Raw genomic sequence first — 26690 nt, 5'->3', positions numbered from 1 at the left:
GCAGGCAAAGTTTCAACTCCATTCCATCTCCTCATGCAACCCGGTGCCGCCCGTACCGGGTTGTTTTTCGCAGGCGAACCCAAACGGCCAAGTGGCTACCTCATCCGCGTCCGAGAGGCCTCCTCGACTGGCGATGCGCCATACGGATCGACATCTTTTGTTGCAAGGAACTGGGTCACGTTGTCATGAAATGCGAAATTTTTGTCGTGAAATGCGAAGAGCTGACAGGAAGCTGTCCCTAGGCTTTGCGACCCGGTCCCAAGGGGTGGAGAGCCGGTTGCGCCCGCCCCGATAAACTCCTGGAGTCATTCATGGCGAAACCGCTTTGCACCCTTGCGCTGGCAGGGCTTGTCCTGCTCGGCAGCGGCTGTTCCAGCAAGATCACCCAACCTGAGGAGTACTCGGGTTTCCTGGGGGATTACTCGAAGCTCGAAGAAACCATGTCCGCCAGCGGTGAGCCTGTATTGCGCTGGACCGCGCCGGACTTCGACCCCAAGCGCTATGGCACGCTTCTGGTGGAGAAGCCGGTTTTCCATCCAGCCCCGGCCCCCAGCGACCAGATGAGCCAGCAGACCATGGACCAGATCGCCACCTACATGCGACTGGCGCTGCAGCGCGAGCTGATAGGCAGGGCACGTCTGGTCGGCACGTCGGAGGCAGACACCCTGGTGCTGCGCCCGTCCATCTCCGCGGTGGCGATCTCCACCGAGCACCTGAAGGCCTACGAGGTCATCCCTATCGCCCTGCTGGCAGCCGCCACCACCACGGCTGCGGGTATCCGCGATCAGGAAGTGGCCATCTATGCCGAGCTGGAGGCGGTGGACGCAACCAGCGGCAAGCCCGTCGTCAGGGCGGTGCGCAAGGGCCAGGGATTGAGCCTGGAGAACCGCAAGACACCGTTGGTGCTGGACGACCTCAAGCCCGTGCTCGATGACTGGGCGCGGGACGCGCGCAACTTCAGGCCATGACCGGATTCCTCCGGGTCAATCCATCGTAAGGCCCGAACCGGCGAGCAGCCGGTTCGCCTTCATCCATGCCAGCTCTTCGCACTGCGGAGCGGCCTGGCTACCTATCCGAATCCGCCCCGGCATTGGACGCAGTCTGACCGGGCGCGGAACTCCTACTGCCAACCAGGTGATGCAATGCTCAATGACGGAATTCTCGATTACTTCGCCTTAGGCGTACTGTTCTTCGTCGTGATCGTGCTGTTCTACGGGATCATCGTGTTGCACGACATTCCCTACGAAATCTCCAAGCGCCGTAACCATCCGCATCAGGACGCCATCCATGCTGCCGGCTGGGTGAGCCTGTTCACCCTTCACGCGCTGTGGCCGTTCCTCTGGATCTGGGCGATGTTGTATCGCCCGGATCGGGGCTGGGGCTTCAGTACGACCCATGCGGAACTGGAGCAGCAACTGGCCGATATGCGCCTGCGCCTCGAATATCTGGAAGACCGGGCTGCGCCCCGTTCCAGGCCTCTGGCAGAGGAGGCGTGACATGGACCTGTTGCTGATCCTTACCTACACGGCCATCTGCGTCGCCATCTTCAAGGTCTTCAAGATCCCGCTGAACAAATGGAGCGTGCCCACCGCCGCGCTGGGCGGCGTGGTGCTGATCGGTACGCTGATCTTCCTGATGAACTACAACCACCCATACTCGGAAGTGGCGCGCAGCTATTTCGTGTCGACCCCGGTGATTCCAACTGTGAATGGGCAGGTGGTGGAGGTCCCGGTCAGGACCAACCAGCCGCTTGAGAAAGGCGATGTGTTGTTCCGCATCGACCCGACGCCGTTCGAGAACCGGGTGAAGTCCATCAAGGCGCAATTGGTGTCGGCCCGCGCCGACCAGACCCGTGCCCGTGAACTGGCTGCTCGTAACGTCGGCAATCGCCGCGACGTGGATCTGACCACGGCGCGGGTGGACGACCTGCAGGCGCAGCTGAACATCGCCCAGTTCGACCTTGACCACACTGTGGTTCGTGCCCCCAGCAAAGGCTTCGTCACCCATGTCTCGCTGCGTCCGGGGATGATGGCGACCAAGTTGCCGCTGCGCCCGTCCATGGTCTTCATCCCGGACGAGGGACATTACTTCGCCGCCTGGATGCGACAGAACAGCCAGTTGCGCCTGACTCCTGGCGACGAGGCGGAAATGGCCTTCGACGGGATTCCCGGTCGGGTGTTCAAGGGCAAGGTGAAGCAGGTGATCGGGGTGATTGGCGAAGGCCAGGTGCAGCCGTCGGGTACCTTGCTCAGCTTCACTGGCGCGCCGCCCGCGGGCCGGGTGCCGGTGATCATCGAAATCACCGACCCGGACTACGCGAAGTATGCGGCGCAGATGCCGGGCGGTTCCTATGGCCAGGCGGCACTCTACAGCGAGCATTTCCACCATGTGGCGGTGATGCGCAAGATCCTCCTGCGCATGGCGGCCTGGATGAATTACATCTTCCCCTTCCATTGATTGAGCGTTGCAGCTGCCTTCCGCCCCAGGGCCCCTTGTCGGGGGGCGGAGCGACGGGCGCGCCGGGGGCGGATCCGAATTCGAACACAGGAACTCCCATGGCAAATCGAACAGGGCGCAACTTGCTGCGCTCGCTCCCGGGCGCGATCGCCCTGCCTGCCGGCCTGCTGCTGGGCGTACTGCCTCTGGCCGAAGCCATGCAGCAGGAAGTCGTGCCGATCGCGACAACCATGCTCGCGCCCGCTCCGCCGCCCAATCGAACCGATGACTTCGAGTGCATCCGTGAGCGCCGCACCATCCGCATCCTGGTCCCTTACAGCCGCACCTTCTTCCACATCGACCAGGGTCGCCAGAAGGGCGTGAGCCACGAAACCGGGCTGGCATTCGAGCGTTGGCTCAACCAGCGGTACCCGAGCCGGAAGGGGAGTGCGCGCTGGCACGTGATCTTCATCCCGGTAAGCCGTGACCAGTTGCTGCCCAGCCTGATTCGCGGTGTCGGCGACATTGCCGCAGGTGGCCTGGTGGAAGGCGAGCGTGCAGGTTTCGATGGGCAGGTGGTCATGGCGTCCGGCGAGTTCCGTACCGAGCCGGTACTGGTGATCGGGCCGGCCGGCGAGACCATTGCGAGCCTCGATGACCTGGCCGGCAAGGAGGTCGCGGTACCCGCGCTGAGCAACGACTTCTGGGGGCTGGTGGAACTGAGCCGGAGCCTCAGCGAGCGTGGCCTGGCGCCGATCCGCCTGTTGCCCCTGGCCGAAGGCATCGAGGCGGAGGTTTTGCTGGAACGGGTGAACGCCGGTGCGCTTTCCGCTGCAGTGGTGGATCGGCGGGTGGCAAGGGCCTGGAAGCCGACCCTGGACAGCATTGCGATCCAGCCCCTCGAATTTTCCTGGGGAGGTCACTACGCCTGGGCCGTGCGCAATGGCAACCCCGAGTTGCGTGGCGTACTGGCGGCATTCTTCAACGATCAGCAACACGACAGCCGTCTGGTGCGGGCCCTGGATGGAGACCGGCTGGCGGCCGGACATTTCCTCGATGAGCCGGCTTCGGCCGACGAGCTGCGCCGCTTTCGCCGCCTCAATCAGGCCTTCATCGAGTCCGCCGAACGCCATGGCCTGGACCCGCTGATGCTGATGGCCCAGGCGTTCCACGAATCGAGGTTTGACCAGCGTGCGCGCAGCAACCGGGGGGCGGTGGGGGTGATGCAGGTCCTGCCGAGCACCGCGGCGGACCCCAACGTTCGGGTTTCAGGCGTGGGCAGCAGTGCGGAGAAGAACGTCGAAGCCGCCAGCAAATACCTGCGATTTCTCGCCGACACCTACCTCGACGATCCGGCGCTGACCTCGGACAACCGCATATTTCTGCTGCTGGCGGCGTACAACGCGGGGCCTGGCAATCTGCAGAAGATCAGGCGCATGGCGCGGGAGAACGGCCTCGACCCGGATCGTTGGTACGGCCATGTGGAGAAAATGGCGGCCAGGGAGTTGGGGCGTGAGACCCTCGATTACGTGAGCAACGTGTACAAGTACTACGTCGCCTACCGCTTCGCCCAGGAGCGGGAGGAAATGCAATCGGAAAGCGTGCTGGGCAGGCTGGAAAAACGGGGCTGAGATGCAGCCCCTGGGAAAAAGCGGCTCGCTGCCGAGGCAGAAGCCGCGAGGGGAATCAGAACAGCAGGTAGGCGCTGGCGCTGGTCTGGTCCAGCTCGATGTCGCCGACCTTCAGGACTTCCTGCTCCAGGCGCACGCCGATGTTGCGGAACACGTCCAGCTCGACGCCCACGCCGTAGGTCAGGTCCAGGTCGCTGCTGTCACCAGCGGTGTCTTCGTCGGCATCCCAGGCATGCACGCCAGCGCTGGCGAACAGGCGCAGACGGTCGCCTACGGGCACGCCGAAGTGGGCGGCGGCTTGCAGGGAGTGGCCATCGAAGTCGCCACGCTCGCCAGAGAAGCTGCCGAGGTCGACCCAGGCGCCTTCCACCGCCAGGTAGGGGTTAAGGCGGTAGCCGACGTAGGCCTTGTAGCTGTTGTCTTCGTCGCCGAGGGTGTGTTCGTCAATTTCCACCCGGGTCACGCCGCCGCCCAGGTACAGGCCGCGGTCATCCGCGATGGCGCTGAGGGAGTTGAATGCCAGGAGGGCGGCTGCGAGTTGTTTGCCGAATTTCATCGTTTGTCCTGTGTGGTTGGTTGGATTGGAGTGGGCGGGATCAGGCCGGTCCCTTGTGCTGGAACTCTCGGTCCAGGCGTTCGCGAATCTGCAGTGCGGAAGCGTCGAGGGCGGGGTAGATGTCCTCGACCACGGGCTTGTCGGACTGTCCGATGTTCCGGCCTTTGGCCCGGTCGACAGCGCGAGCGAGGGTTTCGCCGCTCCTGCCGTCGCTGACCTCGCTTTCGAAGAACACGTAGAGGGTTTCATCGCGCACGCCGGTGACGTGCAGCGAGAGGCCGATGAGCATGCCGATCGGGATGTACTCCGTGACGTTTGGATCACGGGGTTTGCGCTTCAGATCGGAGATCGATACGCGCAGCGACAGGGCCCCTGGAGTGGGCCGGTCCACCAGGCGATAGCCGGCTGAGGACAGTTGCCGTTCCAGCTGGCCACGGAAGTGGCGGAGCAGTTTGCTGATATCCGCGTCGGACTCAGTCAATGCCTGTCCGTTAGTGGCGAATGATTTGGGCAAGTCGATGAATACCGACTTGTCGTGGTCACTTGAAAGGGGTGCTGGATATTTCTTCCAGGCAATGGTGCCTTCGTCTCTTTCAATGACGCGCAGTGGCGCATTGGCAGGTTGTGTAGATATGTCGGTCGTGTCGATGGAGGGAGCCATCGAACAGCCGCACAGGACCATCGAAAGCGTGAGGATGGAAAGTTCTTTGATATGCATGGGGATTCCTGTTGGAGGCGCGCCGACCGGCCCGCCGGATGCGCTGCGTATTTGCAGGCAGGAAGGCGATCCGCCTTGCCTTCGGGTGGTTCGCCTGAAGGGGAGAGCGCACGAAGCTTTGCTTTCGCGCCCTTTCCGGCGCCCTTCTACTCTGGGCTACGGGCGGCCAGAACAAGAATCAAAAATCGTTATTTGTGCCGTGAGGTGCGCAGCAGGAAGGCGATGTGCGAGACAATCCGCATCATCTCCTGTGGTTAATGAAATTTATAAACTCAGAAAAGATTCATGAAAAACCAGTTCAAGTTCTTCCTGAAAAGTGGCGGCGCAGTATTGTTCGATGCCGCAAACAATCAGTTGCATATAAGTTCGAATCTAGGTGAGCCGCGCGCGGTGACACTCTCCTATTCGGAAACACGATTGTTGCAACTTCTGCTGGATAAACCGGGGGAGACCCGGAGTCGCAACGAAATAATGGAATATGCTTGGGACAATCGTGTGGTTGCCGCCGGAAGTCTGAACCAGGCGATATTCACCCTGCGTAACCTGATCGAAGACGGCACTGATCACGAATTGCTTCAGACCGTCCCGCGCCGCGGTTATCGATTCAACGCACAGCAGGTCGCTGACGAGTCCACGCCAGAACCCGCATCGATGCCCGTATCGGGCGTCGTGGAGGCTTTGGCGGGTGGGGGCGCGCAGCGGACCTCGCTTGCCGAGGGGGCGACACCTGCCGCGCCACGGCGTCGGTTGGCAGGGCTGCTCCGCTCGCCAAAGCTGCTGCTGCCTGCCTATGCGGGGATGTTCTGCCTGCTCGCCCTGGTGGCGCTGTATCGCCTGGGCATCTTCGATGACGTCGCGTCGGAGCTGGTGATCGAGGACGTGGCGGCAGGGCCCATGACCTACCACTTCACCGGCGACAGCGCCGAGGAGAACGCCAGGATTATCGAGGCTTTCAAGCTGGCGCTGGATACCCGCGAGGAGGGCCTTGCCGGGCATATCTGGATCAACCGCTCGAATCGGCTCTACGACCTGGCCTGCGTGCGTGCGGATGGCACGACGCAGAACCTGATCTTTCTCGAGGACAACAAGATGGCCAACCTGCAACTGGAAATGGTCCGTCGCTGCATGAGGGGCTGGCCATGATGCTGCGCCGCTACAAACACGCCTTCATCCTCGGCGGGCTGGCCTTGCTGGCCGTAGCCGGCCTGGTGTTCGACCGTCCTGCCTACAGGCTCGGTGTTTCCTACCATGGCACCAGTGACATCGTGCTCAACGATGGCGCACGGATTCGCCTGGAGGAGCGGCTGATCATCGGCGAAAAGATGAGTTTTGCGGCCATGGAGCGGGTTGCCTCGGAGGTCAACTACGCGTCCCTGGTGGCGGACGTCCTGCACTTTGGGCCACGTAGCATCGATGTCCGCTTGCAGAAGGCCCAGACCAGCCGCGCCAGGCCGATGGAACGGATGAGTGAAATCCCCGACGTGCTGTTCGGTCGTCAGTACGGTCTGGCGACTGGCGCGACGATGCGTCTGGAGTTCCTGCCGGCACCGGATGGTGCGATCTGCTACTACGCGCGGGAGATCGATAACTTCCGTTGTCTGAACCGTTGAGTTCCGGCGCCTGCACCTGTCAGGCGCTTTCCGGCAGGTGAAGCTCGGTCCGTTCCTTGAGCTTTCCGTCCAGGGTGTGGGTTTCCACGCTCAGGATGACCATGGGCCGCTCCGTGCGAACGACCTTGATGCGAGTGAGGGTATCCGGTGTGTTCTGGATGACCAGGGTTTCCCCGATGTTGCGACACAGGACCAGCATTTCAGGCACTCCGTTGAAGTAGTCACGGTGTCGATTTTCGAAGTCGGCACAGGCCTGATGCGAATCAAAAATGTTCATTGGCTGGGCAGATGCTGCGTCAGGTGTTGTCGGGAAGTCCTGAGCGAAGCTGCTTGCCGAGTTCTCTGGGGCCTTCGCCTTCAATGTGCTCGTGCCAGCCTGAGGCGGCCCTCACCCCCGGCCCCTCTCCCATAGGTAGAGGGGTGACTCGCGCCGGCGAGGGACGCCCCCCCTCTCGCCGTGCCCCCGGCGCAACGATGGAGCGAGGTGAGTTCGGCGAAGCCGAACCCGGATGCAGGGGCAAGCCCTTTTGGTTTCTTTTGGGGCGACTGCCAAAAGAGACTCGCCGGGCAGCGAAACCAGAAATATAAGCAGAATTCGGCAAGCGGCTTGGCTCAGCCGTTTCCACTCGCGTCCGCGCCTCCTGCCATCCGCAGGCAACGTACTGCTAACGGCAAATGAAGATTGCTGATTTTGATTTCCCCATCCCCCCGCCAAGAATCCGCCCGTCCCGAGGTCGACGACCCGAGGGAGGCTCTCGCCTTCCCGGAGCATCCGGGGCCTGTCTTGATACGAGAAGGGGCGTTGAATGAAGTTCGTACCTGTCATCCGGCTGATCTGCTGGATCGTCTGTTCGGTCCTGGTTGCCGTGTCGTTCGGGGTCATGCGCGACTCCGTCATCGGCGGATTGCTGATGCTCTGCGGTGCGATCTGGTTGTGCCCCGCCTGTTGGCGGGCAATCGAAAGCCTTACCGGGAAAGGGGGCAGCAGCATCGCAGTGGTATTGCTCTCGGTGCCGCTTTTCCTGCTGGGCGTGCACATCGCCACCACTACCCGCGAACTGGCCGGGGCTCCCGCGCCGCAGCGCTTTCACACGGAAGGCGAGGCCGCATCGCGCCAGGAAGCGGTTGACCATCCTGGGGTGAATCCGGGGGCCCTGAATTTCTTTCGGCACATCATGGAGCAGGATTACCTGGTCGCCCTGGCGGGTGGGAAGTCGGCGCTGAACGAGCTGGCGATGGTCAATCCGGTGGAACGCATGCCCAGCTCGCGCCTGGCACAGTTCTATGAAGGTGACGAGGAGGCGGTGGACCCGTTCTTCAAGGGCCGCAAGCTCATCGTCACCGGGGAAGTCCTGGGCGTGCGGGTCGACTATGCCGATGACGTGGTCCTGGAACTGCCCGGCGCCAATCCAATGTTCAATGTGCAGGCGGAGCTCCACAGCGATCCGCGCAAGTACTCCGAGCCGCTGGTCGAAGGGAAATACGTGGATCTCTACTGCACCGTCTTCGGCAAGGTCACCGACGACAGCGCCAGCAGCCTGTATCTGAAGGACTGCACCGAAGTCGATTTCACCCCCGACGCCAAGGCCTATGCAGACAACCTCACCGAAGCCCTGCGCGGCTGGCTGCGAACTGGCGGCAAACACATCTTCCCCTCCGACAACGCGGCGACCTACTTCCTGGTTTCCTACCTGGCGGGCACCCAGTTGCCACCCGACAATCCTTGCCTGAGTGAGGATGCAGCGCTGGAGGACTGCTTGAAGTCCCTGGACAACATGCAGACCGGCGCACTGTTCGAGAATGCGCGCGGCGACCTGCAGCGCTGGCAGGAGTGGCTCGGCCTGCCGACACCGGAAGGCTACGGTCAACTGAGCAGCCGCTGATGCGCGTCGACTTCCGTCATCTGGTGCTCTGCTGCCTGCTCGGGCTGCTGGCAATCGACCCGGCGCACGCGGCGGACGTTCACCTGCGCGGGCATTGGCAGCAGTTCATAGACGAAGAAGACAGCCTCGTCGGTGTGCTGAGCCGCGACGAGGAAGGTGATGCGGTGGCTGCTGAACTGCATCTGCAGGCCTACCGCAATGGCGTCGCCATTGGCGAGGAGGTGCACCGCTTCGCGCTGCCGGAAACGGTGCGGCTGTTCGCCATTCCCCTGGAGGACGATGTCGATTGCTACCGGGTTCTGGGCGTGATTGGCCTGGATGCCGAGGGCGAACGGGTCAGCACCAAAGATGATTCCCCATCCGCCAAGGATGAATGCGATGCCCCGGAGTCACTGCCCGTCGGCGTGTTGCAGCCGATCTGAGCGGTCAGACCGACAGCTGCACTTCGCGCTGGCCGTCGATGCGCTGCGCGCCACGCCGACTCACCACCAGTTCGCCGATGGCGATCAGCCGGCTGCGGGTGACGTTGCGGCTGAGGCCCAGCAGGTTGGCGGTATGCACCTGGTTGTAGTGGCAGTGGCGATAGGCCGCGCGCAGAAGCGCGTCTTCGACCTTCTGGTGGAGGTCGCAGGCAGGTTCCTCAAACAGGCGCTGGAAGGCCTGTTGCAGCTGCGCCTCGGCACCACCTTCGGCTCCACGCGGTTCCTCCGGGCGGTCGATGCGCAGGTTGGACAGGTGCAGGTCGGCTGCCTGGATCACACCGTCGCGGCAGATCAGCAAGGTGTGGTGAATGACGTTTTCCAGCTCGCGGATGTTGCCAGGCCAGGAGTAGCCGCGCAGTTTGCGTTCGGCGTCCGGACTGAGCTCGCTGCGGCCATAGCCGAGGCGTCGGCTGTACTCGTCGATGAAGTGGCGGGTCAACGGCAGGATGTCGCCGGGGCGTTCGCGCAGCGGGCTGAGCTCCAGGCTGACGACGTTGAGCCGGTAGTAGAGGTCCTCACGGAAATGCCCGGCGTTGATGGCCTTTTCCAGCTGCACGTTGGTCGCGGCCAGTACGCGCACGTCAATGGGAATGCTCTTGCGTGAGCCCAGGCGCACCACTTCGCGCTCCTGAAGCACGCGCAACAACTTGACCTGGATCGGCATGGGCAGGTCGCCGATCTCGTCGAGGAACAAGGTGCCGCCATTGGCTGCTTCGAACCAGCCGGCCTTGGCCGACAGGGCGCCGGTGAAGGCGCCTTTTTCATGGCCGAACAACTCGGCTTCCACCAGGGATTCGGAGAATGCGCCGCAGTTGACCGCCACAAAGGGGCCGTCGCGGCGATCGCTGAGGTTGTGCACGTGTCGCGCTACCAGCTCCTTGCCGGTGCCGGTCTCGCCGATGATCAACACGCTGGCCTCGCTTGGCGCCACCTGCTGGAGATGCGCCAACAGGGACTGGGACCTGGGGTCCTCGAACACCTGGGCGGTGGCCCTGACCGACGTGGCCAGAGTTGGGGAGGGGGGCAGGGTGAGCAGGCTGGAAGAGGCTTGGCGCGGTGCTTTCATGAGTAGAAGGTCGGCTTCGGCAGAGTCTGGTTGAGGGCCCATTCACCCAGTTCGCGGACCTTGTAGTCCACCGGGTCGTGCAGGGTCTGGGTGCGCAGATTGCGCCAGTGACGGTCCAGGCGCAGGGCCGCGTGGGTGGAGCGTGCGCCGGTGACTTCGAACAGGCGGCTGCACAGGTCGAGGCCGGTGCGGGTGGCGGCCACCTTGGCTGTGGCGATGGCCAGTGCCAGTTCGCCGCGCTGGGCTTCGCCGAGGTCAGGACCCTGGTTCCACGCGGCATCGAGCAGGGCGCAGGCCCGTTGCACCAGGGCGCGAACACCTTCCAGTCCGACCCAGAACTCGCCGTAGTGAGCCAGTACGTAGGGGTCCTCGCCGATGTGGCTGGCCGGCGACTTGAACCAGGGCCGCGCCTCCTTGAGGGTGTAGGCGCGTGCGTCCTCGAAGGAGCCTTCGGCGATGCCCAGGTAGATGTTGGTGAAGATCAGTTGCGCGATCAGCGGACGTAGGCAGGCGAAGGGCGTGCTCAAGGGGCCCGGGTCCAGCAGCAGTTCGTTTTCTTCGACCCGCACTCGCTCGAAGATGGCACTGCCGCTGTCGGTCTGGCGCTGGCCCATGTTGTCCCAGTCATCCGCCAGGCTGATGCCGCTGCGTGCGGTGGGGATCGCGGCGATCAGCAACTTGCCGCTTTCTTCGTCGAGGCCGGAGGCGATCAGCATCTGCGAATCCAGCGCGCCTGAGCAGAAGCTCTTCTTGCCGGAGAACTCGCGCCAGCCAGTGAACTTCTTCACCGTGGTGCGGGTATCCAGCGGATTCAGGGCGTTGCCCCAGAACCAGCGGTTGCGCGCGGTGAGCAGGAACCAGGGCTGCCATTGCTCGGCGCGGGAGAACAATCTCACTGTGGCGAGCATCAGGTGCTGGAAACCGAAGACATGGGCAATGGAACTGTCCACGCGGGCGAACTCACGTATCACTTCCAGGGTGGTTTGCCAGTCGTGACCCAGGCCGCCGTGTTCCTGGGGAATGATCAGTGACAGCAGGCCGCTTTGGCGGATGGCGTCCCGCTCGGCCTTGGGCGTGCCGCCACGGGCGTCGCGTTCAGCCGCGGTTTCGGCGAAGCCGGCCGCCAGCTCGCTGGCGATCTGCAGCGGTGTGGGGAGGGTGAGATGCTGCGGGGCATTCACGCGGATTACCTCTTCAGGTGGATTTCTTGTCGTTGAATCGCCCCTTCGCCGGGAAGGGGCAAGGGCGATTCAGCGCGCAGCGGCGGTCTTGGGCAGCACGTCGTTGGCAATCATTTCGCCGAAGGGGCCGGTGAGGTTGGTCACGCCGCGTCCGGCCAGGCTCGCGTAGGGCTCGGGCAGCAGCGGGAACACCAGCTCGGCGAAGCGGTAGGCCTCTTCCAGGTGCGGATAGCCGGAGAAAATGAAGCTCTCGATGCCGAGGTCCGCGTATTCCTTGATGCGCTCCGCCACCTGTTGCGGGTCGCCTACCAGGGCAGTACCCGCACCACCTCGCACCAGGCCGACGCCCGCCCAGAGGTTGGGGGCGATTTCCAGGTTGTCGCGGCGGCCGCCGTGTAGCGCGGCCATGCGCCGTTGGCCTTCGGAATCGAAGCGGGCGAAGGATTGCTGGGCGGCGGTGATGGTGTCGTCGGAGATGTGCTCGATCAGCTTGCTGGCGGCTCGCCAGGCTGCTTCGGCGGTTTCACGAACGATCACGTGCAGGCGGATGCCGAACTTCACCGTGCGGCCGTGGCGGGCGGCGCGTTCGCGCACATCGGCGATCTTCTTCGCCACCGCTGTCGGCGGTTCGCCCCAGGTCAGGTAGACGTCCACTTGCTCGCCAGCCAGGTCATGGGCTGCGTCGGAGGAGCCGCCGAAGTAGAGCGGCGGGTAGGGCTGCTGGAGCGGCGGGTAGAGCGCCTTGGCGTTCTCCACCTGGATGTGCTTGCCCTTGAAGTCGACCGACTCTCCCTGCAACACGCGACGCCAGATGCGCAGGAATTCGTCGGTGACTTCATAGCGCTCGGCGTGGCTCAGGTGGATGCCGTCACCGCGGTTCTCGTCGGGGTCACCGCCAGTGACCACGTTGATCAGCAGACGGCCGCCGGAAAGGCGGTCGAGGGTCGCGGCCATGCGCGCGGACACGGTGGGGGAGATGATCCCAGGGCGAATCGCTACCAGGTAACGCAGGCGTTCGGTCAGCGGCGCCAGGGCTGAGGCCACCACCCAGGAGTCCTCGCAGGAGCGGCCAGTGGGGATCAGCACGCCGTAGTAACCGAGGCTGTCGGCGGCCTGCGCTACCTGTTTGAGGTAGGGCAGCGAGACCGGCCGGGCACCCTGGCTGGTACCAAGGAAGTGGCCATCGCCGTGGGTGGGGAGAAACCAGAAAACGTTCATGTCAGGTCCTTCAGGCAATCTTCAGCAGGTCGGCGGCAGCGCCGGTGAAGAGGGGGGCGGCGCGCTCGGCGGCGAGCTGGATGCGGGCTTTCAGTGCGTCGCTGGCGATCTGGTAGTTGTCGAAGTCGGCCTCGGAGGCATAGACGCCGATGGGCAGGGTCAGCGACTGGAAGAAACTGAACAGCGGACGCAACTGGTGGTCGAGGACCAGCGCGTGGCGCTCGCTGCCACCGGTGGCGGCGAGCAGCACCGGGGTATCGATCAGGGCATTGAGGTCGATCAGGTCGAACAGGTGCTTGAACTGGCCCGGATAGGTACCGCGATAGACCGGCGTGGCCACGACCAGCAGGTCGGCGTTCTCGATGGCGCGCAGTTCGTGCTCGACGGTATCCGGCAGTTCCTTGCGGGACAGGGCGCCGCCTACCGAGCGGGCGATATCACCCAGTTCGATCAGATGGCTCTGGATGGGCAGGTGTTTGCCCAGCTCGGCGACGATGGTCTGGGTGAGTACCAGGGTGCGGGAAGGACGGAAGGTGCTGCCGGTGACAGCGACCACTTTGATCGGCTTGGTCATGGGGAATCCCTTGTGATGTTGCTCTGTGTGCAGCAGGTCAGAGCAAGGGGCGTACCAAGACGTAAAGTGTGCTGAATCAGGGCAGTTCAATGCTGTTTTTCAGGTTTTCTCTGATTAATGCGCAACAGTTGTGCTGATGAAGTGTTGCTGTGGCAACACTCCGTCGGCCGTGTTGAAAGGTTTATATTCGAAAAAGAAATATATAAATATCAATCAATAATTTTTTTATCTATATGTGTTTCGTGCATCATCCGCCTGCGCTATCGGCTGCCAGGAATGCACCATGTCTCTGCTTACGCTCCCCAATGCCCGTGAACTGACCAAGTCGGTACGGGCCACTGTGCTGGTGTTCAAGGACCCGGCTTCCCAGGAACTGCTCAGCCGCATCGAGCGCCTGGCGCCTAGTGAGGCCAATGCGCTGATCATTGGCGAGACCGGTACCGGCAAGGAGCTGGTGGCCCGTCATATCCATAATCTCAGTCGCCGCGCCAGTGGCCCCTTCGTGGCGGTGAACTGCGGCGCCTTTGCCGAAACCCTGGTGGAAAGCGAGTTGTTCGGTCACGAGAAGGGCGCCTTTACCGGCGCCACCCTGGCCAAGGCCGGTTGGTTCGAAACGGCCAACGGCGGCACGTTGTTCCTCGACGAAATCGGCGACCTGCCACTGAACATGCAGGTGAAGCTGTTGCGTGTTTTGCAGGAGCGGGAGGTGGTTCGGCTGGGTTCGCGCACGCCCATTCCCATCGATGTGCGCCTGGTGGCTGCGACTAACGTGAACCTGGCGGACGCCGTCGTCGCCGGGCACTTTCGCGAGGACCTGTTCTATCGGCTGCACGTGGCCAGCATCAAGCTTCCGCCGCTGCGCGAGCGCAAGGGCGATGTCTTGCCCCTGGCGGAATTTTTCCTCGCAGAACATTGCCGGCGCCTGGGCTACACCCCGGCCAGCCTGAGCGAAGAGGCTGCACGCAAGCTGCTCGCCCACAGCTGGCCGGGCAATATCCGCGAGCTGGAGAACGCCATCCACCACGCCCTGCTGGTTTGTCGCAATCGCGAGGTGCAACCTGGCGATCTGCAACTGGTGGATCTGCGCCCGTCCTCGATTCGCCAGGAAGTGCCTCTTCAGCCCGTCGGCCTCGAGTCAGCGCTGGAGGCGCTGTTCGAGGAAAACCAGCCGGATCTCTACGAGCGGATCGAGGAGCGGCTGTTCCGCACGGCCTACCGTTTCTGCCATGGCAACCAGTTGCAGACCGCCAGGCTGCTGGGCATCAGCCGCAATATCGTGCGCGCGCGGCTGGAGAAGATTGGCGAACTGGAGGCTGTCAGCCGCACCCCCGGCGTTCGTGTTGCCTGATCCCATCTCCCGCGCCTCATCCTGAGGCGCGAGCGGACTGTAGGAGCGAGCTGGCTCGCGAACCTTCTGGGCCGCCCCTTCGCGAGCAAGCTCGCTCCTACACAAAGCCCAACCCGGCTGCCGATTCAGGCCAAGGCACGGTTTTTTGACTCACCTATTCGCGTATTTTGCAAGTCTTGGCGTGCGGCTTCCGGGCGGTGGCAAACAGCAGATTAACGGAGGTTTGTTGATTGGAAGGCTCTAGATCAATGGTTTCGGCGGTTGGTGATGGCCCCTGAATTGGGTGGGTATAGCCCCGAAGTACCACGTATTCGCATCTTTGTAAGAACTTATTTCATTGTAAAGCGCCGTAATAACAACAACTTAGAGTTGTAAATGTTGCGATATTGGTCATTCCGACGGTCGCTTGACAGTGTTTTTGGCCGAATCTTTAGTCAGGTGTGTAAGAAATTGTTTCGCATCGTAGGCAGCTGCATCGTGAGGGCGCTGCAGCCTTAGCCGGGAAACAATAAAAGCTAGGGAGAACGTCATGAGCACTGTCTTTCGAGTCCTGTCCCAAGGGGCGATTTCGCCCATTTCCTCTCATCTTTCCGAATATCACGACCCGCCGGGTCATTGACCCAGGTGCCGGCCAACTTCGCCGGTACCGTCAGGGATAGAACCTCCTGCTGAAGAGCATGAACTGCGCTAGCACCTGCGTCGCTTCAAGGTAGGCGTCATCTAATCCCCCAAATCCCGAAGTCAAGTCGAAAGCGTGGCGCATGACCTTGCTGCCATGGCGCACGCCCCTACGCAGTCGGAAGTGAGGAATCAGCAAAATGGCCAATTTCAACCTCGCGGACCTGGATTTCATCCTCCAGCAGATTCTTATCGCCGAAGCACACGCTTCCGGGGAGGATCTTCGCGACCTGCTACCCAACGTGCAGGTGCCTTTCGGCCTGCGCACCATCGATGGCTCGTTCAACAACCTGTTCGCTGACCAGTCCCAGTTCGGCGCTGCGGATAGCATTTTCCCGCGCCTGCTGGACCCGGTGTTCCGGCCTGCGGAGGCAGGAACTTCCTACGCGCAGACCACGGGCACGGTGATCGACTCCCAGCCGAGGACGATCAGCAACCTGATTGTCGACCAGACCGCCAATAATCCTGCAGTGGTGGCGGCGGCCTTCGATCCGGGGCCGGACGGGACCTTCGGGACCGCCGACGATGTGCTGAAGGACGGCGCCCAGATCGTGACCAGCCCTGGTCTCGACGGGCTGTTCGGTACGGGCGATGACACGCCGACCTTCTTCATTCCCAACGTCGCGCCAGATGGCGGCCTGTCCGCCCCCTTCAATGCGTGGATGACCTTCTTCGGGCAGTTCTTCGACCACGGCCTGGACCTGGTCACCAAAGGCGGCAACGACATCGTCTTCATCCCGCTGCAACCGGATGACCCGCGCTTCGTGGTGGGCAGCCCGACCAACTTCATGGTCCTGACCCGCGCCACCATGCTGCCGGGCGCAGATGGGATCCTGGGTACTGCCGACGATATCCATGAGCAGCAGAACACCACGTCGCCCTTCGCTGACCAGAACCAGACCTACAGCTCGCATCCGTCGCACCAGGTGTTCCTGCGTGCCTACGAGATCGGTGCCGATGGGCAGCCGCATGCCACCGGCAAGCTGATCACCAACCGCGCCCTCGGGGCGGACGGCGAGTTCGGCACCGCCGATGACGTGGAAATCGGCGGCATGGCCACCTGGGCGGTGGTCAAGGCGCAGGCCCGTGACATCCTCGGGATCAACCTGACCGACGCCAACGTCTTCGATGTGCCGCTGCTGGCCACCGATGCCTATGGCAACTTCATCAAGGGCCCGAACGGCTTCCCGCAAGTCGTCATGAAAGGGGCCGATGGCCTGGCCGGCAGCGCTGACGACTTCCTGGTGGAAGGCAATCCGCTGGCGCCCATCGACCTGACCAATGCGGTCGGCACCGGCCACCAGTTCCTTATCGACATCGCCCATAGTGCCGACCCCTCGGCCGCAGCTGGGCTGGTGCGCGACAACAACGGCGTGATCGGTGGTGTCCAGCCGGCCGGTACCTATGACGGCGAACTGCTCGATGCCCACTACATGGCTGGCGACGGCCGGGTCAACGAGAACATCGGCCTGACCACCGTGCACCACGTGTTCCACTCCGAGCACAACCGCCTGGTGGAACAGACCAAGGCGACACTGCTGGCTTCCGGTGATGTGGCGGTCCTCAATCAATGGCTGCTGACGCCCGTAGTCACCATCCCCGCCGACACCTCGACCCTCGACTGGAACGGCGAGCGTCTGTTCCAGGCCGCCAAGTTCGGCACCGAAATGCAGTACCAGCACCTGGTGTTCGAAGAATTCGCCCGGACCATCCAGCCGCAGGTGGATGGATTCCTGGCACCGTCCGGCTATGACACCACCATTGATCCGTCCATCGTCGCCGAGTTCGCCCACACGGTTTACCGTTTCGGCCACTCGATGCTGACCGAGACCATCGACCGCTTCGACCCGAACTTCAACCCGGTCACGGTCGATCCTCTGCACCCGACCAACGACCAGCAGATCGGCCTCATCGCCGCCTTCCTCAACCCATTGGCCTATGCCGCCAGCGGCCCGAGCGCCGAACAAGCGGCCGGTGCGATCGTGCGTGGCCTGACCCGCACCGTGGGCAATGAGATCGATGAGTTCGTCACTGAGGCCCTGCGCAATAACCTGGTGGGCCTGCCGCTTGACCTGGCGGCACTGAACATCGCTCGTGGCCGCGACGCCGGTATTCCGTCGCTGAACGCAGCACGCCGCGAGTTCTATCACATGACTGGCGACGAGCAACTGACCCCCTATACCAGTTGGGTGGACTTTGCCGATCACCTCAAGCACATGGAGTCGCTGATCAACTTCATTGCGGCCTACGGCACCCACGTCAGCATCACAGGCGCCACCACCCTGGCAGACAAGCGCGCGGCCGCAACCTTGCTGGTGCTGGGCGGTGCCGGTGAGCCGACTGACCGCCTGGACTTCCTGCACAGCACCGGCGCCTGGGCCAGCGGCGCCAACGGCGTGACCATTACCGGCCTGGACAATGTGGACTTCTGGATCGGTGGCCTGGCCGAGGAGAAAATGCCCTTCGGTGGCATGCTGGGCTCCACCTTCAACTTCGTCTTCGAGACCCAGTTGGAAGCCCTGCAGGACGGTGACCGCTTCTACTACCTGTCGCGTACCGCGGGGATGCACTTTGGCACCGAGCTGGAGAACAACTCCTTTGCCAAGCTGGTGATGCTCAACACCGACGTCACCCACCTGCCCAATGCGATCTTCACCACGCCGACCTGGACCCTGGAAGTCAACCAGGCTGTTCAGCACACGGGGTTGGGAGTTGGTGGCCGTGATGACCCCACCGGCGGCATCCTCATCAACGGCGTGGAGATCACCCCCCTGGTGATCCGGGACGATCCCAATACCGCCGCTGTGGAAACCAACTACTTGCGCTACACCGGTCCGGACCACGTGGTGCTCGGCGGCACGGCTGGCGATGACATCATCATTTCCAGCGAGGGCGATGACACCCTCTACGGTGATGGTGGCAATGACGTGCTCGAAGGCGGCTATGGCAACGACACCGTGATGGGCGGGGCCGGCGACGACATCATCACTGACGCCGGCGGCGACAACCGCATGGAAGGCGGCGACGGCAACGATGTGATCCATGTTGGCAGCATGATGGCCGGAGGCGTTGGCAATCTGATCCTCGGTGGCAGCGGCAAGGACTTCATCGTCACCATCGAAGACATGTCCACCACCTTCGGTGGCCAGGGCGACGACTTTATCTACAGCGCCAAGACAAGCCTGCCACCCACTGGCAACGAGGGCGACGACTGGATCGAGTGGGGTACCCAGGACGGTGCGCCTGGCGACAACTTTGCGCCCCTGCTGGCTGACAACATCATCGGCAACGATGTGTTCATCGGCGGCGGCGGCTTCGACGAGATGATCGGGGAGGGCGGCGACGACATCTTCGTGGGCAGCGATGCCCAGGACAAGATGGACGGCATGTCCGGCTATGACTGGGTCACTTACAAGAACGACAACATCGGCGTAACCGTCGACCTGTCCCTGGCGGCCTTCCTCGGCATCGGTGAGGTGGGCGACCACATTGCCTTCCCCGTGGCGCAGTCGCCGGCCTCCATCTTCGACCGTTTCGCCGAAGTGGAAGGCCTGTCCGGTTCTGACTTCGCCGACATCCTGCGTGGTGACGACGTGGACCCGACCACCATCATCAACCATGGTGGCGCCACCGGTGGCGCGCTGACCAACCTGGACCTGGTCACCGGCCTGCGGGCCTTCCTCGGCGATCAGGCCTCGGTAGGCGCGGATGCCATCCTAGGTACCGCAGACGATCTGGTGGACACCTTCGTCGGCGGCAATATCATCCTCGGCGGCGGTGGCAGCGACATCATCGAGGGCCGCGGCGGCAACGACTTGATCGATGGCGACCTGTGGCTGAACGTGCGCATCAGCGTGCGCCAGAACCTCGACGGCACGGGGCCCGAGATCGCTACATTCGACAGCATGGTGGACCTGATTCCGCTGATGCTGAACCGCACCTACAACCCCGGCCAGCTGGTGGCGGTGCGTGAACTGCTCAATGGTGGTGCGGACTTCGATACCGCCAACTACCAAGGCCTGGCAAGTGAGTATTCGGTGGTGGCCAACGCCGACGGCTCCTTCACCGTGACCGATTCGGTGGCCGGTCGTGATGGCATCGACCGACTGACCAACATCGAGCGCATCCGGTTCTCCGATGACACCCAGGTGCTGGTGCCGGGACTTAATGCTGAACCGACGGGCTCCCTGACCATCACCGATACCAATGGCGGATCGCTGCAGGTCGGTGACTTCCTCAGCGTGTCCGCGGCCGGCGTCAACGACGCTGACAACCCCGGCGGCGGCATCACTGACGTCACCTACGTCTGGCAGGTGGAACGCAATCCCGGTACCGGTGTGTTCGAGGACATCATCGCCGCTCCTGCGGGCGACCTGGCCTTCCAGAGTGCCAACGGCATCCGCTTCCGCATCACTCCGGACCTGGCCGGACTGGTAATCCGGGTGAAAGGTCTCTACGCCGATGCTAATGGGGTGACCGAGCAGGTGTTTTCCGCGCCCTCGGTTGCGGTCGATCCCTTCACTCCACCGCCGCCCACCACAGCTGTCGATCCGGGGCCGGCGATCACCGCCAGCGGGGCCGGTGTACAACTGGTGCGTTCGGACCTGGACTTCATCCTCAACCAGATCCGCATTGCCGAAGCTCACGCCAATGGTGCCGACTTGCTGTCCCTGGTGCCCAACGTGCGCGCGTCGGCCGGCCTGCGTACCGTAACTGGTGAGTTCAACAACCTGCTGAACTTCTCCGGCTTCGATCAGAGCCAATTCGGCGCCGCCGACAACGCGTTCCCCCGGCTGCTGCCGGCGGAATATACCAACGAGCAGGACGAGGCTGCCTTCAACGGCATCACCAACACCAACTACGACTCTGCTACGAACGTGGTGGACAGTGACCCGCGCACCATCAGCAACCTGATCGTCGACCAGACCAGCAACAACCCGGCGGCGGTAGCTGCCGCGGCAGGTACCGATGGCTCCACACTGGTGACCAGCCCCGGCCTGGATGGCTTGTTCGGCACCGCTGATGACCAGCAGGTGAACTTCGTCCCCAACGTTAGCCCGGATGCTGGCCTGACCGCGCCGTTCAACGCCTGGATGACCTTCTTCGGGCAGTTCTTCGACCATGGTCTGGATCTGGTGACCAAGGGCGGCAGCGGCACGGTGTTCATTCCGCTGCAACCGGACGACCCACGCTTTGTTGTCGGCAGTCCGACCAACTTCATGGTCCTGACCCGTGCCACCCAGGTGGCGGGGCCCGGCGCCGACGGCATCCTCGGTACGGCCGACGATACGCGCGAATCCATGAACACCACCTCACCCTTCGTTGACCAGAACCAGACCTACAGCTCGCATCCATCGCATCAGGTGTTCCTGCGCGAGTATGTGATGACGGCCAATGGTCCGGTGGCCACTGGTGATCTGATCACCAACCGAAATCTGGGGGCTGACGGTCAGTTCGGCACCACCGACGATGTGGAAATCGGCGGCATGGCCACCTGGGCGGTGGTCAAGGCACAAGCTCGCGACGTGCTCGGGATCAACCTGACCGACGCCAATGTGTTCGACGTGCCGCTGCTGGCCACCGATGACTACGGCAACTTCATCAAGGGGCCGAACGGCTTCCCGATGGTGGTTTTCGTCGGTCCGGACGGTCTGCCGGGTACCCCTGATGACGTGCTGCTGGAAGGCAATCCGGCCGCCAACGGCGGCCTCGGGATCAGCCTGGCCGGTGCTGTCGGTACCGGGCACCAGTTCCTCATCGACATCGCTCACGCCGCCGACCCGTCGGCAGCACCGGGGCTGGTCCGCGACAACGACGGCGTGATCAACAGCCAGGCCGGCGTTCCCCAGCCGGCTGGCACCTACGACGGTGACCTGCTGGATGCGCATTACATGGCCGGTGACGGCCGGGTCAACGAGAACATCGGCCTGACCGCCGTGCACGCGATCTTCCACTCCGAGCACAACCGCCTGGTGGAACAGACCAAGAGCACGGTGCTGGCCAGCAATGACGTGGCCTTCATCAACGAGTGGCTGCTGAGCCCGGTCACTAACTTCCCGACCACTCCGGCCGAGATAGCCGCACTGCAGTGGAACGGCGAGCGGCTGTTCCAGACCGCCAAGTTCGGCACCGAGATGCAGTACCAGCACCTGGTGTTCGAAGAGTTCGCGCGGACCATCCAGCCCAACGTCGACCCGTTCTTCGCGCCGACCCAGGTCTATGACATCAACCTCGATCCGTCGATCGTCGCCGAGTTTGCCCACACGGTTTACCGCTTCGGCCACTCGATGCTGACCGAGACGGTGGATCGCTTCGACGCCAACTTCAACCCGGTCACGGCCGATCCGCTGCACCCGACCAACGACCAGCAACTGGGCCTGATCGCGGCCTTCCTCAACCCCCTGGCCTATGCGGCTAGCGGGCTGACCCCGGAAGACGCCACCAGCGCCATCGTCCGCGGCGTGACCCGCACCGTGGGTAACGAGATCGACGAGTTCGTCACCGAGGCCCTGCGCAACAACCTGGTGGGCCTGCCACTCGACCTCGCCGCGCTGAACATCGCCCGTGGACGCGACACCGGCGTGCCGAGTCTCAACCATGCCCGGGCCTCGTTCTACGAAGCCACCGGCGACTCCAATCTGAAGCCCTACGTCAGTTGGGCCGACATGGTGATGCACCTGAAGCATCCGGAATCGCTGATCAACTTCATCGCGGCTTACGGCACACACCTGGACATCACCGGGGCGACCACCCTGGCCGACAAGCGTGCCGCCGCCACCGCGATTGTCCTGGGTGGCGCTACCGCCCCGGCCGACCGGCTGGACTTCCTCAATGGCACGGGTACCTGGACCGGCGTGGAAACCGGCCTGAACCTGGTGGACTTCTGGATTGGTGGCCTGGCCGAGAAGATCATGCCGTTCGGCGGCATGCTGGGCTCGACCTTCAACTTCGTGTTCGAGAACCAGCTGGAGAAACTACAGGACGGTGACCGCTTCTACTACCTGGAGCGCACCGCCGGCCTGAACTTCAACGCCGAGCTGGAAGGCAACTCGTTCGCCAAGCTGATCATGGCCAACACTGCTGCCACTCACCTGCCGGGCGTGGTCTTCCTGACCCCGGCCTTCACCCTTGAAGTCAATCCGTTGCTGCAGCACACCGGCCTCAACGATGCAGGGCTCGATGGCATCCAGGGCACGCTGGACGATGTGGTGGGCGCCGACGGCATCGCCGGCAACTCCGACCCGCTGGGTGACAACCCGCTGCTGCCACTGGTTAGTCGCGACAACCCGGACACTCCCGGGGCCGATACCAACTACCTGTTGTACCGCGGACCCGACCATGTGGTGCTGGGCGGTAGCGCCGGCAACGACATCCTGCGCTCCAGCGAGGGTGACGACACCCTCTATGGCGACGGCGGCAACGACCGCCTGGATGGTGGGTACGGCAATGACTTCATCAATGGTGGCGACGGCGACGACATCATCACGGACGTGGGTGGCGACGACAACATCAAGGGTGACAACGGCAACGACGTGATCCAGGGCGGCAATGGCGTCAACCTGATCCTCGGTGGTTTTGGCAACGACTTCATCATCACCGGTGAAGACGCCAGTGAGGCCTTCGGTGGACAGGGCAACGACTTCATCCTGGGCTCCAAGGCCAACGAGCAGGACATGGGTAACGAAGGGGACGACTGGCTGGAAGCCGGTACCTCGGACGGCGCCCCTGGCGACAACTTCGATCCGGCCGGCAACGACCCGATCGCGGGCAACGACGTCTATGTCGGCAGAGGCGAGGGCGACAAGTTCAACGCCGAGGGCGGTGACGACATCATGGTCGGCAGCGCCGGCCTGGGTGATCGCTACATCGGTGCTTCAGGCTACGACTGGGCGACCTTCAAGAACGACTCGCGCGGCGTCACGATCGACATCAGCGACCGCTTCTTCGATCAGCCGCAACTACCGGGATCGGGCGCTTCTGTGCTGGCTCGCTTCGACTTCGTCGAAGGCCTGTCAGGCTCCGCCTTCGGTGATGTGATCAGCGGCGACGACTCCGATGCCACTACGCTGCCGACAGCTGGAGCCAAGGGCAGCGTGCTGACCAACATCGCGCTGATCTCGGGTCTGCAGGAGTTCCTCGGCGCCGGGGTCACCTTCTTCGACGGCGGCAACATCATCCTCGGCGGCAGCGGCAGCGATATCCTCATGGGGCGCGGCGGCGATGACCTGATCGATGGCGACAAGTGGCTGAACGTGCGCATCAGCGTACGTCAGAACCTGGACGGCTCAGGCCCGGAAATCGCCAGCTTCAACAGCATGGCCGAGATGGTGCCGCTGATGGTCAGGGGCACCTACAACCCGGGGCAACTGGTGATCGTGCGGGAGATCCTGCAGGGCGATGCGGCGCTGGATACGGCGGCCTATCGGGGCCTTTCGTCAGAGTACGACTTCGTCACCAACCTGGACGGCTCTGTGACGGTGACCGACCTGGTGGCTGGTCGTGATGGCGTCGACCGCCTCACCAGCATCGAGCGGCTGCAGTTCACCGACGGGATCATCGATCTGTCGGGCACCGATGCCCTTCCGGTGGGCGCCGTGAGCATCAGCGACGGTACGCCTGAGGTTGGCTCGTTGCTGACCGCATCCCTGGCCGGCGTCACCGATGCCGACAATGTCGGTGGCACCATCACCGGTCCGGTGTCCTACTACTGGCAGGTGGAAACCGTCGCGGGCTCGGGCATCTTCGAAGACATCGTCTTCATCGCCGCCGGTGAGGCATCCCGCGCCACCGGCCGGACGTTCCGCGTCACCGAGGATCTGGCTGGCCTGGCCCTGCGGGTGATGGCCATCTACAAGGACGCTAACGGCGTGCTGGAGACCGTGCTGTCGAACGTGACCGATCTGGTATCGGCCACGCAGGTCAACGATGCGCCGACGGGTGCACCGGTGATCAGCGACACCACGCCGCTGCAAGGCCAGTTGCTGACGGCGAGCATTGACACCATCGCCGATGCGGATGGTACGACCACCTCGGTGTTCAGCTTCCAGTGGCAGTCGTCGCTCAACGGGGTGACCTTCACCAATATCGCCGGTGCCAGTACCGCCAACTTCACGCCGGGTGTGGCCGAGGTTGGGCGGTTCCTGCGGGTGGTGACCACCTACACCGATGACCAGGGCTTCCTCAATACGGTGAACTCGGCGGCAACAGCGGTGGTCGGGGCTCTGTTCAATGGCGGTCCGGGGGCGGATATCTTCAACGGCACGGCCGGTGATGATGTGGCCAACGGCGGTGGCGGCAACGATCAGCTCAATGGCCTGGCCGGCAACGATACCCTGGATGGTGGTGCCGGAGATGACGTACTGCGCGGCGGTACCGGTGCGGACAGCATGACCGGGGGCGCCGGCAACGACACCTTCGAGGTCGACAACGCGCTGGATACGGTAATCGAAGGTAACGAACCAGGCTTCGACGCGGTGTGGACCACGCTGGCCAACTACACCCTGGGGGCCAACCTGGAGGCCCTGATCTACAACGGTGCCGGCAACTTCAGTGGTACCGGCAACGCTCTGGGCAACCTGCTGCGTTCGGTTGGGGGCAACGACATCCTCAATGGCGGTGCGGGCAACGACGTGCTGGTGAGTGGTGCCGGTGATGACCAACTGATCGGTGGTACCGGCAACGACAACATGTCCGGTGGTACCGGCAATGACTTGTACGAGGTGGACAGTGCCGGGGATGTGGTGAACGAGGACGCGGGCGCCGGAACCGACACGGTGCGCTCGCTGGTGGCGAGCTACACCCTGGGGGCCAACGTGGAGAACCTGGTGTATGTCGGGGTCACCAACTTCACCGGTACCGGCAACGGCTTGGCGAACCGCCTGACCAGCGACAGCGGCAACGACAGCCTGAACGGCGGCGGTGGGGATGACATCCTCGAATCCGGGGCCGGCAATGACGTGCTGCGCGGCGGGACGGGCAACGACAGCATGTCGGGCGGCACCGGCAGCGATACCTACGAGGTGGACAGTGTGGGGGACAGCGTGATCGAAGGCAGCGATACCGGCTTCGATGCGGTGTGGACCACGCTGGCCAGCTACACCCTGGGCGCCAACGTCGAAGCGCTGATCTACAACGGCGGTGGCAACTTCAGCGGTGCTGGTAACGGGCTGGGGAACTTCATGCGTTCGGCGGGCGGTAACGACACGCTGAACGGTGGCGCCGGCAACGATGTGCTGGAGTCTGGCCTGGGCAACGATGTGCTGATCGGTGGCACCGGCAACGACGCCATGACCGGCGGCCAGGGTAACGACACCTATGAGGTGGACAGCGTCAACGACATCGTCACCGAGGCGCTTGGTGGTGGCATGGATGCGGTGTGGACCACCCTGGCCAGCTACACGCTGGGGGCCAACGTGGAGATCCTGGTGCGTGCGGGCAACGCGGCCTTCGTGGGCAACGGCAACGGGTTGAGCAACACCCTGATCGGTGGTGGTGGTGTCGATACCCTGAACGGCGGCGGCGGCAACGACGCCCTGCGCGGTGGTGCCGGCAACGACATCCTTATCGGCGGCGCGGGCAACGACGTGTTCCAGTTCGCGGCGGGTTTCGGCCAGGACCGCATCCTGGACTTCGATGCCAACCCGGCAGGCGGCCAGGATCGCATGGACGTGACGGCGCTGGGCATCACTGCGGCGACCTTCGCGGCCAACGTGGTGATCGCCGATGTCGGGGCGGATACCCAGGTCACCATCGGGGCCAACAGCATCACCCTGGTGGGCGTGGCGGATGCCACCACCGTGACCCAAGCGGACTTCATCGTCAGCTGAGGAGGCAGCCGACACGCCCGCTGCAGTAATCAGAAAAGGGGAAAGCACCCAGTGCTTTCCCCTTTTTTCATGTTTTATTTAAACCTTGAGCCGCTCTATTCCGGCACATTCGGCCCGCCTGGCAAGTGTCGCCGGTTTCTTGGCGATCAAATAAACTTGATGTCCATTAACAAGCAAGAAAGATGCCTCTGAATTGCCCGGATTTCCCACTTGAGTCAACGGTTGTAATCCGCTGATAAGTGGGAATACGACCAGCAGCCGCTCTAGAACGCCACTTCTAGCTGTCAGGAGAAGAGCGTGCCAGGACCGTTGGAAGAGTGCAGCCGCATGTTGAATGCACTTGGCGCACTTTAATTAGTCAACTAATCCTTTTAAATCATTAGCTTAATGTGTTTTTACATTTAGAAACACATACTGACGTTTTATTGACAGTGCCTGGGGCCGGGGCTTTAGTCAGGGTGTGAACGAGCATGACTGTTTTTT

Annotated in this window: 17 protein-coding genes; 10 read left to right on the top strand and 7 right to left on the bottom strand. The window is 63.1% G+C overall.

All coding sequences use genetic code 11. The features are described 5' to 3' along the window. Nucleotides 1–311 precede the first annotated feature (311 nt). The 4 genes from SA496_RS17915 (at nt 312) to SA496_RS17900 (ending at nt 4067) form a co-directional block, all read left to right on the top strand. Nucleotides 312–968, top strand: a complete 657-nt coding sequence (locus tag SA496_RS17915; protein ID WP_330114232.1) for a DUF3313 domain-containing protein — start codon at nt 312–314, stop codon at nt 966–968. A gap of 189 nt (nt 969–1157) precedes the next feature. Next, the gene (locus SA496_RS17910) at nt 1158–1496 is read left to right on the top strand and encodes a DUF3302 domain-containing protein (protein ID WP_330115654.1); all 339 of its coding nucleotides are present in this window, start codon (nt 1158–1160) and stop codon (nt 1494–1496) included. Between the two features lies 1 nt (nt 1497). Then, nucleotides 1498–2457, top strand: a complete 960-nt coding sequence (locus SA496_RS17905; RefSeq protein WP_120649869.1) for an HlyD family secretion protein — start codon at nt 1498–1500, stop codon at nt 2455–2457. 98 nt (nt 2458–2555) lie between these two features. After that, nucleotides 2556–4067 carry a transglycosylase SLT domain-containing protein gene (locus SA496_RS17900; protein ID WP_120649870.1) on the top strand — a complete coding sequence of 504 codons (1512 nt, stop codon included), beginning with the start codon at nt 2556–2558 and terminating at the stop codon, nt 4065–4067. Between the two features lie 55 nt (nt 4068–4122). Here SA496_RS17900 and SA496_RS17895 read toward each other — a convergent pair whose 3' ends face one another. Together SA496_RS17895 and SA496_RS17890 are read right to left on the bottom strand one after the other, a co-directional pair. Then, nucleotides 4123–4623, bottom strand: a complete 501-nt coding sequence (locus tag SA496_RS17895; protein ID WP_120649871.1) for an outer membrane beta-barrel protein — start codon at nt 4621–4623, stop codon at nt 4123–4125. Between the two features lie 40 nt (nt 4624–4663). Beyond that, nucleotides 4664–5341, bottom strand: coding sequence for a DUF3313 domain-containing protein (locus SA496_RS17890; protein WP_330114231.1), 678 nt, complete (start codon nt 5339–5341; stop codon nt 4664–4666). A 285-nt stretch (nt 5342–5626) separates the two neighbouring features. On the opposite strand from SA496_RS17890, the gene SA496_RS17885 reads away from it, so the two are divergent. Together SA496_RS17885 and SA496_RS17880 are read left to right on the top strand one after the other, a co-directional pair. After that, nucleotides 5627–6484 (top strand): winged helix-turn-helix domain-containing protein, encoded by an 858-nt coding sequence (locus tag SA496_RS17885; protein ID WP_120649873.1) that lies wholly within the window; start codon nt 5627–5629, stop codon nt 6482–6484. Continuing rightward, the gene (locus tag SA496_RS17880; protein ID WP_330114230.1) at nt 6481–6951 is read left to right on the top strand and encodes a hypothetical protein; all 471 of its coding nucleotides are present in this window, start codon (nt 6481–6483) and stop codon (nt 6949–6951) included. Before SA496_RS17885 ends, SA496_RS17880 begins: the two co-directional genes overlap by 4 nt. A 19-nt stretch (nt 6952–6970) precedes the next feature. Here the strand turns inward: SA496_RS17880 and SA496_RS17875 are convergent, their stop codons facing one another. Further along, on the bottom strand, nt 6971–7150 hold the full coding sequence (locus SA496_RS17875) for a hypothetical protein (protein ID WP_120649875.1): 180 nt from the start codon (nt 7148–7150) through the stop codon (nt 6971–6973). Nucleotides 7151–7757: 607 nt separating this feature from the next. On the opposite strand from SA496_RS17875, the gene SA496_RS17870 reads away from it, so the two are divergent. Together SA496_RS17870 and SA496_RS17865 are read left to right on the top strand one after the other, a co-directional pair. Then, a complete protein-coding gene (locus SA496_RS17870; protein WP_330114229.1) occupies nt 7758–8834 on the top strand; it encodes a hypothetical protein in 1077 nt (358 codons plus the stop codon). Next, the gene (locus tag SA496_RS17865; RefSeq protein ID WP_120649877.1) at nt 8834–9256 is read left to right on the top strand and encodes a hypothetical protein; all 423 of its coding nucleotides are present in this window, start codon (nt 8834–8836) and stop codon (nt 9254–9256) included. Before SA496_RS17870 ends, SA496_RS17865 begins: the two co-directional genes overlap by 1 nt. Nucleotides 9257–9260: 4 nt before the next feature. On the opposite strand, the gene SA496_RS17860 is transcribed toward SA496_RS17865, so the two are convergent. The 4 genes from SA496_RS17860 to msuE all read right to left on the bottom strand — a co-directional run bounded on the left by SA496_RS17860 (nt 9261) and on the right by msuE (nt 13355). Continuing rightward, the gene (locus SA496_RS17860) at nt 9261–10382 is read right to left on the bottom strand and encodes a sigma-54 interaction domain-containing protein (protein WP_330114228.1); all 1122 of its coding nucleotides are present in this window, start codon (nt 10380–10382) and stop codon (nt 9261–9263) included. Then, nucleotides 10379–11563, bottom strand: coding sequence for an acyl-CoA dehydrogenase family protein (locus SA496_RS17855; protein ID WP_330114227.1), 1185 nt, complete (start codon nt 11561–11563; stop codon nt 10379–10381). Before SA496_RS17855 ends, SA496_RS17860 begins: the two co-directional genes overlap by 4 nt. Nucleotides 11564–11632: 69 nt before the next feature. After that, nucleotides 11633–12781, bottom strand: a complete 1149-nt coding sequence (gene ssuD / locus SA496_RS17850; RefSeq protein WP_120649880.1) for an FMNH2-dependent alkanesulfonate monooxygenase — start codon at nt 12779–12781, stop codon at nt 11633–11635. Nucleotides 12782–12791: 10 nt separating this feature from the next. Then, nucleotides 12792–13355: an FMN reductase gene (msuE, locus tag SA496_RS17845; RefSeq protein WP_330114226.1), complete on the bottom strand. Its 564-nt coding sequence runs from the start codon at nt 13353–13355 to the stop codon at nt 12792–12794. Between the two features lie 283 nt (nt 13356–13638). On the opposite strand from msuE, the gene SA496_RS17840 reads away from it, so the two are divergent. Both SA496_RS17840 and SA496_RS17835 read left to right on the top strand, forming a co-directional pair. After that, nucleotides 13639–14703 (top strand): sigma-54 interaction domain-containing protein, encoded by a 1065-nt coding sequence (locus tag SA496_RS17840; RefSeq protein WP_330114225.1) that lies wholly within the window; start codon nt 13639–13641, stop codon nt 14701–14703. Nucleotides 14704–15521: 818 nt separating this feature from the next. Further along, nucleotides 15522–26207: a peroxidase family protein gene (locus SA496_RS17835; protein ID WP_330114224.1), complete on the top strand. Its 10686-nt coding sequence runs from the start codon at nt 15522–15524 to the stop codon at nt 26205–26207. The last annotated feature ends 483 nt before the right edge of the window (nt 26208–26690 follow it).

The sequence above is a fragment of the Pseudomonas sp. JS3066 genome (assembly GCF_036328175.1).
In the GTDB taxonomy this organism is placed as follows: domain Bacteria; phylum Pseudomonadota; class Gammaproteobacteria; order Pseudomonadales; family Pseudomonadaceae; genus Metapseudomonas.
This window is presented reverse-complemented; position numbering and strand designations above follow the sequence as displayed.

What these genes read in the sequence shown, in the direction of transcription:
- SA496_RS17915 (WP_330114232.1), top strand. Translation starts at nt 312, where the DNA reads ATGGCGAAACCGCTTTGCACCCTTGCGCTGGCAGGGCTTGTCCTGCTC.
- SA496_RS17905 (WP_120649869.1), top strand. Translation starts at nt 1,498, where the DNA reads ATGGACCTGTTGCTGATCCTTACCTACACGGCCATCTGCGTCGCCATC.
- SA496_RS17900 (WP_120649870.1), top strand. Translation starts at nt 2,556, where the DNA reads ATGGCAAATCGAACAGGGCGCAACTTGCTGCGCTCGCTCCCGGGCGCG.
- SA496_RS17895 (WP_120649871.1), bottom strand. Translation starts at nt 4,623, where the DNA reads ATGAAATTCGGCAAACAACTCGCAGCCGCCCTCCTGGCATTCAACTCC.
- SA496_RS17890 (WP_330114231.1), bottom strand. Translation starts at nt 5,341, where the DNA reads ATGCATATCAAAGAACTTTCCATCCTCACGCTTTCGATGGTCCTGTGC.
- SA496_RS17885 (WP_120649873.1), top strand. Translation starts at nt 5,627, where the DNA reads ATGAAAAACCAGTTCAAGTTCTTCCTGAAAAGTGGCGGCGCAGTATTG.
- SA496_RS17880 (WP_330114230.1), top strand. Translation starts at nt 6,481, where the DNA reads ATGATGCTGCGCCGCTACAAACACGCCTTCATCCTCGGCGGGCTGGCC.
- SA496_RS17875 (WP_120649875.1), bottom strand. Translation starts at nt 7,150, where the DNA reads ATGCTGGTCCTGTGTCGCAACATCGGGGAAACCCTGGTCATCCAGAAC.
- SA496_RS17870 (WP_330114229.1), top strand. Translation starts at nt 7,758, where the DNA reads ATGAAGTTCGTACCTGTCATCCGGCTGATCTGCTGGATCGTCTGTTCG.
- SA496_RS17865 (WP_120649877.1), top strand. Translation starts at nt 8,834, where the DNA reads ATGCGCGTCGACTTCCGTCATCTGGTGCTCTGCTGCCTGCTCGGGCTG.
- SA496_RS17860 (WP_330114228.1), bottom strand. Translation starts at nt 10,382, where the DNA reads ATGAAAGCACCGCGCCAAGCCTCTTCCAGCCTGCTCACCCTGCCCCCC.
- ssuD (WP_120649880.1), bottom strand. Translation starts at nt 12,781, where the DNA reads ATGAACGTTTTCTGGTTTCTCCCCACCCACGGCGATGGCCACTTCCTT.
- msuE (WP_330114226.1), bottom strand. Translation starts at nt 13,355, where the DNA reads ATGACCAAGCCGATCAAAGTGGTCGCTGTCACCGGCAGCACCTTCCGT.
- SA496_RS17840 (WP_330114225.1), top strand. Translation starts at nt 13,639, where the DNA reads ATGTCTCTGCTTACGCTCCCCAATGCCCGTGAACTGACCAAGTCGGTA.
- SA496_RS17835 (WP_330114224.1), top strand. Translation starts at nt 15,522, where the DNA reads ATGGCCAATTTCAACCTCGCGGACCTGGATTTCATCCTCCAGCAGATT.